A 12,948-nucleotide genomic window follows, 5' to 3' on the forward strand; every position below is an offset into this window, starting at 1 on the left:
CTTCTCCCGGACCGACGCTGGAGCCGACAGTCTAGCCGACTCAGCGTTTCGGGATGGCCAAGCCGAGCGCCTTGCGGTAGACGTCGTAATCGGCGTCCGAGCCAGGGACGAAGCCGTTCGCCTTGATGACCTGCAGCACCGGGTCGCCCGGCTTGAGGTCGAGCACGGCTTGACGAATCTTGTCCTTGATGTCCTGGGGCAGCGAGCGCTTCACCGAGATCGCCCAGCTCGGCATCCACTCGCCACGCAGGATGACCCGGATCTGGCTGGGCGGCACATACTTGTCCGCGATGTGCAGCGCGTCTTCCCTGATGAAGCCGACGTCCGTCTCCCCCAGATAGACGGCCAGCGCCACGTTCTCCTGCTTATTGTCCTTGGCCTCCTGCAGGCGCATCTCCGTTTCCGGATGAAGGCCCTTCTTTTCCAGGGCCACCTTCTGCGAGAGATAGCCGCCAACCGATTGCAGGCTCACGATCGTTGCGGACTTGCCCTTGAGATCCTCGGGCGACACGATCTCGCTGTCCGCGCGCGTGATGACGAGCCCACGCAGCTTGTCGCCCCCCTCGCCCTTCGAGACGATTGCCAGGGCTTCGTGGGCGTCGGACGCCAGCGGATAGATGATGGGATTGACGTAGGCGATGTCGATCCGACCCGCCTTCATGTCCTGTTCCATCGCCTTGAAGTCCGATGTCAGCACCACCTTGACCTTTTCCCCGAGCACCTCGGTGAGTCGTTCCGCCAAGGGTGTGATCTGCCTCAGGAGTTCGTCTGGCGAGAACCTGGGCGTGATGGAGATGCTGTAGTCCGCGAAGGCGACTGGTGCGCTCAGCACCAAGGTCGCGAGCAGGGTGAGATGACGCAAGCTTGGTGACTTCATGCTGAGTACCCGCTCATTTCTTCGGCTGGCCGCGACGCATCTGAGAGACCGCATAGCGGACCGATGCCTGCATGCGTTTGAAGGACTCCGCCAGCTGCCAGATCTCGCCGCCGGCCTTGATGTCGATCTCTTCGAACAGCTGGCCCATGGATACCTTCTCGGCCTGCTCGCTGAGCAGGCGGATGGGTCGGGAGACCGTGCGCGCGACCAGGATCAGGGTCAGGATTCCGGCGACCGCCATGATCGCGAGCAGGATGAGCAACGGGAGAAGGGTGGCCTGCTCCGCGGCGTGGACTTCTTTGGTCAGGAGGCCGACATGGACGACGGCGTCAGTCTGTGGCAGCCGTAGCGCATAATCCATGATTTCCTGGCCACCGGCGGTCAGAAGCTTCTTTGCGCCCTCTTGGCCCTGTGCGAGCTGGGTTTCCGTGATGATGTCCGGCGGGAAGCCGCGTTGCTCGACCAGCGCGGTGAAGTTGGGGTCGAATCCGCTCATGTCGCCGAAGATTCCAGCGACGGCGATACCCCGGTCGTTCACGGCGGCGGCATAGGCGACGTCCGGCAGCTTGGCTGTTTCTTCCGCGAGCTTGTTCACCAGGAGATAGTCACGCTCCAGGATCGGTTTGAAGCTGGAGGAGGCGAATGCGCGCGCCAAGGACTCCACGCGCAGCTCGACCTGCTGGATGACGAGCGGCGGGACATAGTGACGGTACACCACGACCAGCAGCGCCCCTTGAACCAGGATGAAGCCCAGGAAGGCAATGATGAGCTTCTGCGCGATGGTGAGGCCGGGTGCCTTCGTCTGTTTGGGGTCTTTGCGAGAGGGTGCGCCGCGGTCAGTCATCAGGCGTAGCTCCTTGCGAGAGTGAAATCTGGCTTTTGAGGGTTCCGGCGACACTGGGGGAGCGTGAACGCTGGGGATGAGTCGCGGCCGCAGCAGGCCGGATCATCCTCGACGATCTCGATGATATCCAGATTTTGGCCGGGGTTTCCTGTGCCGAGTAGCAGGGCTGTGGGCTGAACCGCTCCTTGGCATGCGACGGGCTTGGCGTCGAGTGTCGCATGTTACGGGGATTCGATCGCCCAGACTTTGACGGAGATCGCAGAATGCCGGGCTTTGGTGGGGTTGCGAGTTTCGGCGAGCGGTCTTGGTTGAGCGGTCTTGGTTGAGCGGATCGCTGGACGATGGCTGGCGGCCGATCGGCCGCCGCCGCGCTCGACTGCGGCGAGATCGATCGACCGGTCTCTCCGATGGCAGCGTCATCGGCTCGTACTTAAGACGGGTTTTTCGCTTCCATTCATGCGGTTGTGGCTCAGGTTCTTCCTTTGCGAGGGGCTTTCGCAGATAGTTGCCGCACGAAATGTGCCCCGTCCGTCCCTGATGACGGGAGATGTGCCTCAAGCGGAGAACCACGAGATGGCAGTCGATTCCCAGAAAGCATCGCATCGCTGGCGATTCAATCGCCTCGGCGGATTCGATCAGGTAATGATCGAGTCGGGTGAGGACATCCGGCACCTGCCCGACCTGGAGCAGAAGCTCTGGGCGGCACTCAGCTGCCCGGCGCGGGGCGTCGCCCTGGACGCGCACACCCTGGCGCTCTTGGATGCGAACGGAGACGGTCGGATTCGCGTCACGGAAGTGCTGGACGCGGCAACCTGGACCTGCACGCTGCTGAAAGATCCGAACGACCTCTTCAGGCACTCCGAAGGACTTCCGCTCACCGCCATCGACGACAGCACGGAAGAGGGCAAGCAGGTGCTCGCCTCGGCCTGGCGCATCCTGGAGAACCTCGGCAAGGGAAAAGAGAAGGTCATCACGGCGGCTGACACCGCCGACAACACGCAGATCTTCGCCGGCACCCGTTACAACGGCGACGGAGTCGTCCCTCCGGCCGCCTCGAAGGAGCCCAAGATCGTGCAAGCGATCGAGGACATCATGGCCTGCGTCGGCTCGGTGCCCGATCGCAGCGGGGCGGACGGCATCAACCAGGAGCTGAGCGACCAGTTCTTCGAGGAGGCCGCGGCCTATCTCGAGTGGTGGGCGGAGGCGGAGGCCGATCCCGAGCGCATCCTGCCGCTCGGCGAGGCGACGACGGCCGCCGCCGAGACCTTCGAGCGCGTCCGGGCCAAGATCGACGACTACTTCACCCGCACCCGTCTGGCCGACTACGACATCCGGGCGACGGATTTCCTCAATCCGGCCGAGGCCGACTACACGGCCCTGGCACTCAAGCCACTCTCGCGCGCGACCGAGGCTCTGGTCGACTTCCCGCTCGCCCGGGTCGAGGCGGAGCGGCCGCTGCCGCTCGCGCAGGGACTCAACCCGCGCTGGACCGACGCCATGGCGACGTTTCGCGCGCAGGTCGTGGCCCCGCTCTTGGGTGACGTGGAGGCGCTGAGCGAGGCCGAATGGCTCGACATCAGTGAGCGCTTCGCCGCCCACGAGACCTGGCGCGGCGCGCAACGCGGCTGCCTGGTGGCGCCGCTCGGGCTGGCGCGGGTCAAGGAGCTGACGACCGGCAAGGCCAAGGCGGCCGTCGATGCGCTGATCGCCCAGGACAAGGAGCACGAGGCCGCGGCCAACGCCATCGCCTCCGTCGACCGGCTGGTGCACTACTACCAGCACCTGGAGCCGCTGCTGCAGAACTTCGTCTCGCTGCGCGACTTCTATACGCCCGGCAAGAAGGCCATTTTCCAGGCCGGCACCCTCTACCTGGACGGGCGCAGCTGCGACCTCTGCGTGCGCGTCGACGACGTCGCGGCGCACAGCCTGCTGGCGACCCTGAGTCAGATCTATCTGGCCTACTGCACCTGCCGGCGGCGCGGCGGTGAAGAGACCATGACCATTGCAGCCGCCGTGACGGACGGTGATTCGGACAACCTCATGGTCGGCCGCAACGGCGTCTTCTACGACCGCGACGGTGCGGATTGGGATGCCACCATCGTCAAGATCATCGAGCACCCCATCAGCGTCCGAGAGGCCTTCTGGCTGCCCTACAAGCGCATCGGCCGCATGATCTCGCAGCAGATCGAGAAGTTTGCCGCCGCGCGCGACAAGTCGGTCGACGACACGGCGGCCGCGGGCGTCGCCGATGCCTCGGCCAGTGCGGAGGCCGGCGCGCAGGCGGCCAGCTCCTTCGATATCGCCAAGTTCGCCGGTATCTTCGCCGCCATCGGCCTGGCGGTCGGCGCCATCGGCACGGCGCTCGCGGCCGTGCTGACCGGCTTCCTCGGGCTGGTCTGGTGGCAGATGCCGCTCGCGATCCTCGGCATCGTCCTGGCGATCTCGGGTCCATCCATGCTCATCGCCTTCATGAAGCTGCGCCAGCGCAACCTCGGGCCCTTGCTGGACGCCAACGGCTGGGCGGTGAACACCCGCGCCAGGATCAACATCCCCTTCGGCGCGACGCTCACCAGCATGGCCGAGCTGCCCAAGGGGGCGGTGCGCTCGCTGCGCGATCCCTTCGCCGAGAAGAAGCGGCCCTGGAAGACGCTGATCGTCCTCATCGCGCTGGTCGCGGGGCTCGTCTACGGCTGGCGCGGCGGCTACCTGGACCCCTGGCTCGCCAAGCTCGGCCCCATGCTGGGTGTCGAGCTGCCGGCGGCGCAGACCGCGCCGGAAACGCTGGAGCCGGAGGCCGCCGCCCCGGCCGAGGTGGAAGGCGGCGAGGCGCCACCCGCGGACGCGTCAGCGGGCGCCGCGACGGAGCCCGGCAAGGCGGAGTGACGCCCGCGATACCTGGAATTAGGACGGGGTAGCGACCCTGTCCGGCTGGTGCTCCGTCATGAAGAGGTCACTGACCCTGCTCCGCGTTGCTCGGGTGCGCGGTGATGCGCTCCATCAGCCACTCCCAGGCCCGCTGCTCGCGCGGACCCGCGGTCTTCTCGACCGCAGTCAAGAGGTAGGCCATTTCCTCGACGATCTTCTGCAAGGGCAGCCGTTCGAGCCGGCTGACCAGGATTGCCAGCTCCAGCACGGCGGCCTGAGCGCGGTTGAAGCCATGGAAGGGGCGATGCGTCTCTTCGTGCAGGACACGGCAGAGCAGCTTGGGCCGAGTCGCGTCCTCCTCGACATCGACCAGCTCGACCTCGCGATGAGCCAGCGCTTCGGCGAGCCGTGGCGCGGCAATTCGGTTCGCGGCAAACAGCGGCCAGTCGTGCCGGCCAGTCAGGCAGCCGGCGAAGATGCGCACGTCGTCGGTAAAATTGACTGCGGCGCAGCGGGTCTGCAAGAGGTTCTCCAGGGTCGTGGACGGCTGAGCGGGCGAGATGACGACCAGCTCGCCCCGCTCGCGAATGCCCATTGGCGCGATGTGCGTGACACCGGATTGGCTGGTGGTGGTGACGATGACCTCGTGGATCATGGCGTTTCCTGCTCTGGTGTCCAGGTTCGTCTGCATCTCCGGCGCGGTATCGCAGGCGAAGAGGATGCTGGGGATGCGACACTTTCCGGCCTGCGCGTCGCTATCGGTGATCAGCGAGTCCGAGATCCCATGGGCCATCTGAGCAGTTCGCCCTCCCGCTCCAGCAGGCGGCGCGCGCTCTTGGCGCTCACGCAGGTCTAGTGGCGGAACGACGACCGAGTCCGGCGTGGCGCTGGGATCGAGGCCGTGATCGCCGTGACAGCGCCGCCCCGGGTTCGATGGTCACGGCGTCGAGCGGCGCTTCCTACACTATTTGCCCGCGAAGCAGCGGATTCCAGTCTGCGATTTGAACTCCTCGCAAGAGGTCATGTAGGACAGGCTATTGTCCTTATGGATGCGCACGACGTACTGTCCGGCGCCGGAGCAGGCAACGGCCACCAAGGTATCGCCGCTGGAGACGGTTCCGATCGCCTGCGTCTTCTCGATCGCCTCGCAGTCCTCGCCCGCCTTGCTGATCACGATCCTGAACCCCGCGTCAGCCAGCTGCGACTGGGCTGGGTCCATTGGAAAGACCAAGGCGACGAGGATGGGGGCGCTTCTGAGGAACCTTGTGCCCGGCCATGGGATGTCCGCTGTTCGTTTTCTCAAGGGGCCACCTCGTCTGTGACGCTTTGCTGATGTGAGTCTGTGCTCTGTTCGAGTCGAGTCCGGTTGGGCGTCTGTGCATCGACGCTTGCTTCGCCGGTGCCATTCCGCATGGTACGCGCAAACAGGGTTGCGCATGAGCCTAGCATTGCGATCCTCGCTCAAGCATCCCGGTGCCCTGTTGCAGGGGCTGTCGGCTCCTGGCCCTTGCCGCCGACTGGGCGAACTGAAGACGTCACCCTTTCGTGCTAGCTTTTAGGGTTGCAGCCCCGGTGATCGCCGCGGCTGAGGGCATCGGCCGATTGCGTCATCGGCTCTGCGCGCATCTGGCCAAGGGTTTGGCGTCTTTGTCCCCCGGCGGTACGTCTATGAAGATTCTGCGTCTGTTTCTGGTCGTCATCGCTCTCGCCCAGGGCGGAGGCGTGTTCGCGGCCGGGATGGGGGTTGGGGATGCCCGACACCTGCTGTCGAGAACCGGATTCGGCCCGACTTGGGCGGAGATCCAGGCCTACGCGAGCCTGTCGCGGGCGGATGCCATCGAGCGGATCCTTGCGGATACCAGGGTCCAGGCCAGCGTGCCTCCACCGTCCTGGGTCGCCACCTTCGAGCCTCCGGTCAAGATGAAGGCATTGACCGAGGAGGAGCGGCAGCGGGTTCGCAAGACGAGACGTCAGCAGCAGCTGGCGCTCAAGCGGTGGTGGTTCGCTGAGATGCGCGCGACGCCATCGCCGCTGACCGAGCGTATGACGCTCTTCTGGCATGGCCATTTCACATCGGCCCTGAGCAAGGTCCAGTCGCCGGTGCTCATGTATCGGCAGAACCTGCTCCTGCGCGCCCATGCCCTGGGACGCTTCGATGCCCTGCTCCACGACATCGCCAAGGATCCGGCGATGCTCATCTATCTCGATGGTCGCGCGAATCGCAAGGGCCGACCGAACGAGAACTTCGCCCGCGAGGTCATGGAGCTGTTCACCCTGGGCGAAGGCCACTACACGGAGGCGGATGTCAAAGCCGCCGCCCGCGCCTTCACCGGTTGGACGGTCGATCGCAATCGCGGCAGCTTGGTGTTTCGTCCCGGCCTGCACGACCGCGGGGTCAAGCGATTGCTCGGCCGGCGCGGTCGATTCGACGGGGATCAGGTGTTGGATCTGCTGCTCGCGCGCCCGGAAACGGCCGCGCACATCACCTGTAAGCTCTGGCAAGAACTGGTATCGCCGCTGTGCGACGAGGCGGAGGTCAAGCGCATCGGCGCGCTGTTCCGCGAGCATCACTACGACATCAAGACGCTCGTGCACGCGCTGCTCGGCTCCGATGCCTTCTGGGCCGCATCGAATCGCGGCGTCATCGTGAAATCCCCCGTGGAATTCCTGATCGGGACGCGCCGTCAGCTCGGGCTCCCAGTGGTCGAGGACGCACGTCTGGTCAGGCTGTCATCACAACTGGGGCAGAATCTCTTCGAGCCCCCGAACGTGAAGGGCTGGCCAGGCGGGGAGAGCTGGCTCGACGGTCGCACGCTGCTCTTGCGCCAACAGGTGCTGCGGAATTGGTCGCGTGCGCAACGGCCGAGACCGGCAAGCGCGGCGGCGGATCCCAAGGGTGCGGACAAACCGGCCAAGCCTGGCAAGCCTGGGGATTTCGCGGTGAAGACCTGGGTCGAAGCCTTGGGCGGCGGAGCTGACTGGCACGCGCGTGCGCGGCAGCTGCTCTTGCCCTTGGCGCCCTTGAGGCTGCCTGACGAGGCGCAGCCGTCGCTTGGCTATGTGCGTGATCTCTTGTTGGATCCGGTCTATCAACTGAAGTAGGCCCGAGGAGCATACCTGATGAAACGTCGCACCTTTCTTCTCGGCTTGGCCGCCGCGCCCCTGGGTCTCACGGCCGTTACCCGGGTCCAGGCTGAGTCCTCGGCTGGGTCCAGGCTGCTGGTTCTGGTGGCGCTCAAGGGCGGCAATGACGGGCTCAATACCCTGATTCCCTTCGCGGACCCGGCCTACTACGACCTCCGCCCCAAGCTGGCCGTTGCGCGGGATCAGGTGATCAAGCTGACGGAGGGCGAGGGGTTGCATCCAAGTCTCGAACCCTTGCTCGACATCTGGGACGAGCGCGAACTCGCGATCCTGCGCGGTGTGGGCTATCCCGCGCCGAATCTCTCGCACTTCCGATCCATGGATATCTGGGAGACCGCCTCACGCAGCGATGAGACGCTGACGACCGGCTGGCTCGCGCGCGCCCTTGCCCCCGAGCCCGGACCGGCACGAGGCATCATCGATGGCGCCGTGGTGGGCACCGAGGCGACCCAGTGCCTGCAGGGGGCGGATGCGCGCGTCGTGACCATCAGCGATCTGAGGCAGTTTCAGCGGCAGGCGAAGCGCATGGGCGCCAGCCCGTCCGCCGCCCCGGATCAGGCGTCACTGCGCCACATGGTCCACCTCGAGGACGACATCCGCGCCACCGCCGAGCAGCTCAAGGGCGGACGCCAGTTCCAGACGACCTTTCCCGATGGGGCCTTCGGCCGCTCGATCCATACCGCTTCCGAGCTGATCGCCAATCGCGCGTCCCTGGGGCTCGCCGTGGTTCACCTCACGCTGACGGGTTTCGACACCCACATCGGTCAGGCGCCGAAGCATGCGCGCCTGCTGCAAACCTTGGGCGCGGGTCTAGCGAGCCTGCGCGCGGCCCTGAAGGAGCTGAACGCCTGGGACGATACCCTGGTGCTCACCTACTCCGAGTTCGGACGCCGGGCGCGGGAGAACGCCAACGCCGGGACGGATCACGGCACGGCAAACCCGCACTTCGTGCTCGGCGGGCGCGTCAAGGGCGGACTCTACGGCCATCCGGTGGATCTCGCGGATCTCGACGGGAACGGGAATCTGAAAGCGACGCTGGACTTCCGCAGTCTCTACGCCAGCGCGCTGGAGGGCTGGTGGGGGATGGACAGCCAAGCCGTCTTGGGCGGACGGTTCGATACACTGGCGCTCATTGCGTGATCGACACTCGCGGCGCGCGCCTCACCGGGCGCGTGGAGATCATGGGGCGCGTCGCGTGAGGGCGATACCAAGCCTTCATCCAAACGCGATGGGCAGCCCTGTTGCGAGGGCCACGCGAGGAATTCTTTTTCGTCTGAATGGTCAGTGATACTTGCACGCGCACTGCGTGGCATGCGCACTGCGTGGCATGCGCACTTCGTCGATTGAGTTTCAGCACGGAGTCAGTCGATTCCAGGATCAGTCGACCCCTACAAACTGGCAGCGACCGAGAAGCAATCATGAAAAGAGCACTGTATGCGCAGACCGATCGTCACCTCCGCCCCTGGGTCGCCGAGGTTGCTCGCGCCCTGATCCATGATGGGACCGTGGCCCGCCGTCTCCTGGAGGCGGACTTGGATGGCTGGATCGAGCCGCTCGCGAGCAACCGGCTCGACGTCTTGCATGGGGCGTCGCGCCTCGAGGCCAGGATTCGCAGCTTGTTCACCGGATTCACTGGCTCAGCCCTGACCCACGCAGGTTTGAACGGCAGCTTACTCGCCCGCGGGCGTCATTGGAGATAGCTCGGCGCGGGGTCGCTCGGGCACGGCCGCTCGCCGCGCAGGTGGGCTGGACCGGCGCCCGTGGGTACGAGCCTCCGTCGGAGCCAGGTGGCGTTCGTCAGCGCGTCACGGAAGCGGCAAGCGCCATGGGCGGATCTTCCCGAGGTGGCGCTCGCCGCTCGACTCAAGGCCACTCGTTGACCAAAAAGCCGACCCCGATGCGGTTCACTGAGTGGTTGTAGTCCAGCAAACTCTCGCCATAGCCGTTGAAGTACTGCACGTAGAAGCGGATTGTGTCGCCCAACGGGTAAGTCCAGTCCAACTGGACGGTGGGGTGGGCGGGATTACGGAACATGACCCCGAAGTGATGTTTTTTCAGATCGTAGGCCGCGTGCAGTTCGCCGTAGCCCAGATAGTCATAGATATCGGGGTTGTCCGACGGGCTCGTTTCGAGCGGGGACCAGAGGCGCAGTCCGAGGGTCAGATCGCCGCGATTGGCCTCGAGCTGCCCGATCAGGCGGTTCCAACTGCGTGAGAGCGGCTCGGAGCGGCCATTCGATTGATGGTTGAGCATGGCCCTCGCGGAGCGCAGCTGCCAGCCGAAGGCGGAGACATCCGGTTGCCAGTTGAAACCGACCTCGGGCTCGTAGTTGGTTTCGCGAAAGGGTGAGGAGTATTCGCGGTTGTAGGCCTGGAAGAAGGCCAGCTGTGTGTAGGCGAAATACAGATCCAGCGGCTGATCGAGGATATCTGTCCAGACAGGCACCTCGAAGCTGATCTGGAACTTCATCTCGACCTTGTCGAGGGCGTCGCCCAGGAAGGGGATGTCGATGGTCTCTTCCGCGGGCAGGTTCCGATTGGGGTTGTCGTTGTAGGTGACGGGCAAGAGGTAGTTGGGTCGATAGAGACGCACCCCGAGGGCTTGCCGTTTGTCCCCTTCGTCCAGTTGCATTCCCGCGCTCTGCGCCCTTGGTGCGGCTTCAGCCGTCATGGGCGCTGTGGGTGGGGCGGCGCTCGCGGACGTATTGGCTGGAGCGGGAGCCAAGGTCAGCGCGGCACTCGATGAGGTCTTGGCGGCGCTCAGGGCATCGAAGCAGCTCAAGCGCTGGGTCGAATCCTCCACCTGGGCGCAGCGCGCGAGGCTCGCTGAAAGATCGGATTCGGTGGCGAGGCTGGTGAGCGGCAAACAGAGCAGAGGTGCGGCGAGCGCGATTCGAGTGTTGGGCGGATGTATCATGGAATCTCAGTCGAAGCGAAGGATGACAATCTCCTGACTCTCTTCAAAATCAGAGTCGAGATCAAGCCTGACGGGTACGGAGCCTTGCTGCGGGACTCGGCGATTTCTGTCAAGACCATGCCCATCGACTGGTCTTTTCGCCTGCCTTCCGTGTCACACTCACCCTCAGATAGTCCGGCGACGCGCCGGTGAGTGCTCCTTGAAGGCAGGCCAACGTCTGGCGCCATCGGGTGCAGTCTTTTCCGGCAATCGCCTTATTCTCAGCAGATGGCTGTCGACGACCCCTCCGACCTCATTCCCAAAGCCGATGAAGTCCTCTTTCTCCCACTCGGCGGTGTTGGAGAGATTGGGATGAATCTGGCCCTCTACGGGCACGACGGTGCCTGGATCATGGTCGATGCCGGCATCACCTTCGGTGGCGACGACTTCCCCGGGTATCGGGTCATGATGGCGGATCCGCACTTCATCACGGCACGGCGCGAGCGTCTCGCCGGCATCCTGCTGACGCACGGGCACGAAGACCACATCGGCGCCTTGCCCTACCTCTGGCGGCGGTTGCGCTGCCCCGTCTACGCGACGCCGTTCACGGCGGCACTGGTGCGCTACCGGCTCGCGCAGGCGGGCGCGGCGGATGCGCCCGTGGTGGATGTGAGCTGCGGCGAGCGCTTTTCGGTTGGCCCCTTCGGTGTCGAGTACATCGGTATGACGCACTCCATTCCGGAGCCCAGCGCCATCCTGCTCAGCACCGCCAGCGGAGCTGTACTGCACACGGGGGACTGGAAGCTGGACGACCGGCCTGTGGTTGGTCGCCGCTATGACCTGGCCCGACTCCACGCCCTGCGCCGCGAGCCCCTGCTGGCGCTGGTCGGTGACTCGACCAATGCCGTGGTTCCCGGGGTGACGGGGTCGGAGAGCGCCCTCTTCGAGCCACTGCGCGAGGTGGCGGAGCAGGCGGCCGGGCGGGTGGTGGTCACCAGCTTCGCGAGCAATGTCGCACGTCTGGTGACCCTGGCGCGGGTGGCCGAGTCGCTCGGGCGGCGCTTCGGCGTCATCGGTCAGGCGATGGAGCGCATGGTCGCGGTGGCGCGCGGCGCCGGCTACTGGCCGGAGGATCTGCCCGCTCTGGTGGACGCCCGCCATCTGGGCTTTCTGCCGCGTGAGGAGGTCTTCGCGGCTTGCACGGGCAGTCAGGGCGAGCCGGGATCGGCCTTGGTGCGCATGGCGGCGGACCGCCATCGCGATCTGCTGCTGGATCCGGGCGACAGCGTCATCTTCTCCTCCAAGCTGATTCCGGGCAACGAGCGCCCCGTCGAAGCGCTACAGACGCGCTTGCGGGCGCTGGGTGTGGAGGTGACGACGGACACGGACGCTGAGATCCATGTCTCCGGCCACCCGGCGCAGGGGGATCTCGCACGGCTCTATGGCTGGATTCAACCGCCCTTGCTGATTCCGGTCCATGGCACGCCCAGGCATCTTGCGGCCAATGCGGCCGTCGCGGAGGCCTGCCACGTTCTCCAGGTTCGACTGATGCGCAACGGCGACCTCTGTCGACTGACGCCGCAGGGCGCGCGCCTGCTCGGCAGCGTCGACAGCGGGCGCTTGACGGTCTGTGACGACGGCCGACTGCTCTCCGTGCCAAGTGACCTGCTCGGGCAGATGCGGACCAAGGTGCATTGAGTTTGGCTCAGGGGCAGTCCGGCAACCGACCAGTCTCGCAACCGATCGGCCGCTCGTGACGGGCTTTGCGGTGTCAGGCATCCCTGCGCGGGCACCGCTCGCCCCGAATGGCGACATCGACGCCCCGCGCGCCCTTTCTTGCAGGCTGGCGGGCTTCCCTGAGTGATGACGTCCTACCTGGTGCTCTTCGGCTCCGCCTTTCTCGCCGCGACCATCTTGCCCTTCTCCTCGGAGGTGATGCTCTTCGCGCTGCTGCGCGAGGGTGGGGATCCGGTCGCCTTGGTCGCCACCGCCACCGCGGGCAACACCCTGGGCGCCGTCGTCAACTGGCTGCTCGGCCGCTATTTGCTGCACCTGCGCGATCGCCGCTGGTTCTATTTCAGCGCCGAGCAGATCGAGAGGGCGCAGCAGTGGTTCCAGCGCTACGGCATTTGGACCTTGTTGCTCGCCTGGATGCCCCTTGGCGGTGATGCCCTGACCCTGATCGCCGGCATCATGCGTGTGCGGCTTTGGGTCTTCCTCCTGCTGGTCGGTGCCGGCAAGGCCGCGCGCTATGTCTCGATCGTTTACGTCAGCGCCTGGTCGCCGATCTGAGCCTCGTTGGGAAGAGACGGGCTTTCGGTAG

Annotated in this window: 11 protein-coding genes; 6 read left to right on the forward strand and 5 right to left on the reverse strand. The window is 65.5% G+C overall.

All coding sequences use genetic code 11. The features are described 5' to 3' along the window. Positions 1–40 precede the first annotated feature (40 nt). Positions 41–877 carry a phosphate/phosphite/phosphonate ABC transporter substrate-binding protein gene (locus CKO23_RS11870; RefSeq protein WP_200331341.1) on the reverse strand — a complete coding sequence of 279 codons (837 nt, stop codon included), beginning with the start codon at positions 875–877 and terminating at the stop codon, positions 41–43. A 13-nt stretch (positions 878–890) separates the two neighbouring features. Beyond that, positions 891–1,721, reverse strand: a complete 831-nt coding sequence (locus CKO23_RS11875) for a HAMP domain-containing protein (RefSeq protein ID WP_200331343.1) — start codon at positions 1,719–1,721, stop codon at positions 891–893. A 573-nt stretch (positions 1,722–2,294) separates the two neighbouring features. Between CKO23_RS11875 and CKO23_RS11880 the strand changes: the two genes are divergently transcribed. Further along, positions 2,295–4,604, forward strand: a complete 2,310-nt coding sequence (locus tag CKO23_RS11880; protein ID WP_200331345.1) for a hypothetical protein — start codon at positions 2,295–2,297, stop codon at positions 4,602–4,604. Positions 4,605–4,671: 67 nt separating this feature from the next. On the opposite strand, the gene CKO23_RS11885 is transcribed toward CKO23_RS11880, so the two are convergent. Next, complete coding sequence (locus CKO23_RS11885; protein ID WP_242482390.1) at positions 4,672–5,379, reverse strand: DUF447 domain-containing protein; 708 nt, start codon at positions 5,377–5,379, stop codon at positions 4,672–4,674. Positions 5,380–5,550: 171 nt separating this feature from the next. After that, complete coding sequence (locus tag CKO23_RS11890; protein WP_207168528.1) at positions 5,551–5,889, reverse strand: hypothetical protein; 339 nt, start codon at positions 5,887–5,889, stop codon at positions 5,551–5,553. 365 nt (positions 5,890–6,254) lie between these two features. Here CKO23_RS11890 and CKO23_RS11895 point away from each other — a divergent pair, with 365 nt between their 5' ends. From CKO23_RS11895 to CKO23_RS11905, 3 genes are all read left to right on the forward strand, one after another. Beyond that, positions 6,255–7,688, forward strand: a complete 1,434-nt coding sequence (locus CKO23_RS11895) for a DUF1800 domain-containing protein (RefSeq protein WP_200331347.1) — start codon at positions 6,255–6,257, stop codon at positions 7,686–7,688. Between the two features lie 18 nt (positions 7,689–7,706). After that, positions 7,707–8,870 (forward strand): DUF1501 domain-containing protein, encoded by a 1,164-nt coding sequence (locus CKO23_RS11900; RefSeq protein WP_200331349.1) that lies wholly within the window; start codon positions 7,707–7,709, stop codon positions 8,868–8,870. Positions 8,871–9,148: 278 nt separating this feature from the next. Next, positions 9,149–9,430, forward strand: a complete 282-nt coding sequence (locus tag CKO23_RS11905; protein WP_200331350.1) for a hypothetical protein — start codon at positions 9,149–9,151, stop codon at positions 9,428–9,430. Positions 9,431–9,593: 163 nt separating this feature from the next. On the opposite strand, the gene CKO23_RS11910 is transcribed toward CKO23_RS11905, so the two are convergent. After that, a complete protein-coding gene (locus CKO23_RS11910; protein WP_200331352.1) occupies positions 9,594–10,646 on the reverse strand; it encodes a phospholipase A in 1,053 nt (350 codons plus the stop codon). A 351-nt stretch (positions 10,647–10,997) separates the two neighbouring features. Between CKO23_RS11910 and CKO23_RS11915 the strand changes: the two genes are divergently transcribed. Both CKO23_RS11915 and CKO23_RS11920 read left to right on the forward strand, forming a co-directional pair. After that, positions 10,998–12,323, forward strand: coding sequence for a ribonuclease J (locus tag CKO23_RS11915; RefSeq protein ID WP_200331354.1), 1,326 nt, complete (start codon positions 10,998–11,000; stop codon positions 12,321–12,323). Between the two features lie 165 nt (positions 12,324–12,488). Then, complete coding sequence (locus tag CKO23_RS11920; protein WP_200331419.1) at positions 12,489–12,917, forward strand: YqaA family protein; 429 nt, start codon at positions 12,489–12,491, stop codon at positions 12,915–12,917. Positions 12,918–12,948: the final 31 nt, after the last annotated feature.

Origin of the sequence: Thiocystis violacea (genome assembly GCF_016583565.1) — a bacterium.
Taxonomy (GTDB): Bacteria; Pseudomonadota; Gammaproteobacteria; order Chromatiales; family Chromatiaceae; genus Thiorhodococcus; species Thiorhodococcus violaceus_A.

Bases quoted from the DNA above. Each gene is read 5' to 3' on its own strand.
- CKO23_RS11910 (WP_200331352.1), bottom strand. From the start codon at position 10,646: ATGATACATCCGCCCAACACTCGAATCGCGCTCGCCGCACCTCTGCTC.
- CKO23_RS11875 (WP_200331343.1), bottom strand. From the start codon at position 1,721: ATGACTGACCGCGGCGCACCCTCTCGCAAAGACCCCAAACAGACGAAG.
- CKO23_RS11915 (WP_200331354.1), top strand. From the start codon at position 10,998: ATGAATCTGGCCCTCTACGGGCACGACGGTGCCTGGATCATGGTCGAT.
- CKO23_RS11900 (WP_200331349.1), top strand. From the start codon at position 7,707: ATGAAACGTCGCACCTTTCTTCTCGGCTTGGCCGCCGCGCCCCTGGGT.
- CKO23_RS11920 (WP_200331419.1), top strand. From the start codon at position 12,489: ATGACGTCCTACCTGGTGCTCTTCGGCTCCGCCTTTCTCGCCGCGACC.
- CKO23_RS11880 (WP_200331345.1), top strand. From the start codon at position 2,295: ATGGCAGTCGATTCCCAGAAAGCATCGCATCGCTGGCGATTCAATCGC.
- CKO23_RS11905 (WP_200331350.1), top strand. From the start codon at position 9,149: ATGAAAAGAGCACTGTATGCGCAGACCGATCGTCACCTCCGCCCCTGG.
- CKO23_RS11870 (WP_200331341.1), bottom strand. From the start codon at position 877: ATGAAGTCACCAAGCTTGCGTCATCTCACCCTGCTCGCGACCTTGGTG.
- CKO23_RS11895 (WP_200331347.1), top strand. From the start codon at position 6,255: ATGAAGATTCTGCGTCTGTTTCTGGTCGTCATCGCTCTCGCCCAGGGC.
- CKO23_RS11885 (WP_242482390.1), bottom strand. From the start codon at position 5,379: ATGGCCCATGGGATCTCGGACTCGCTGATCACCGATAGCGACGCGCAG.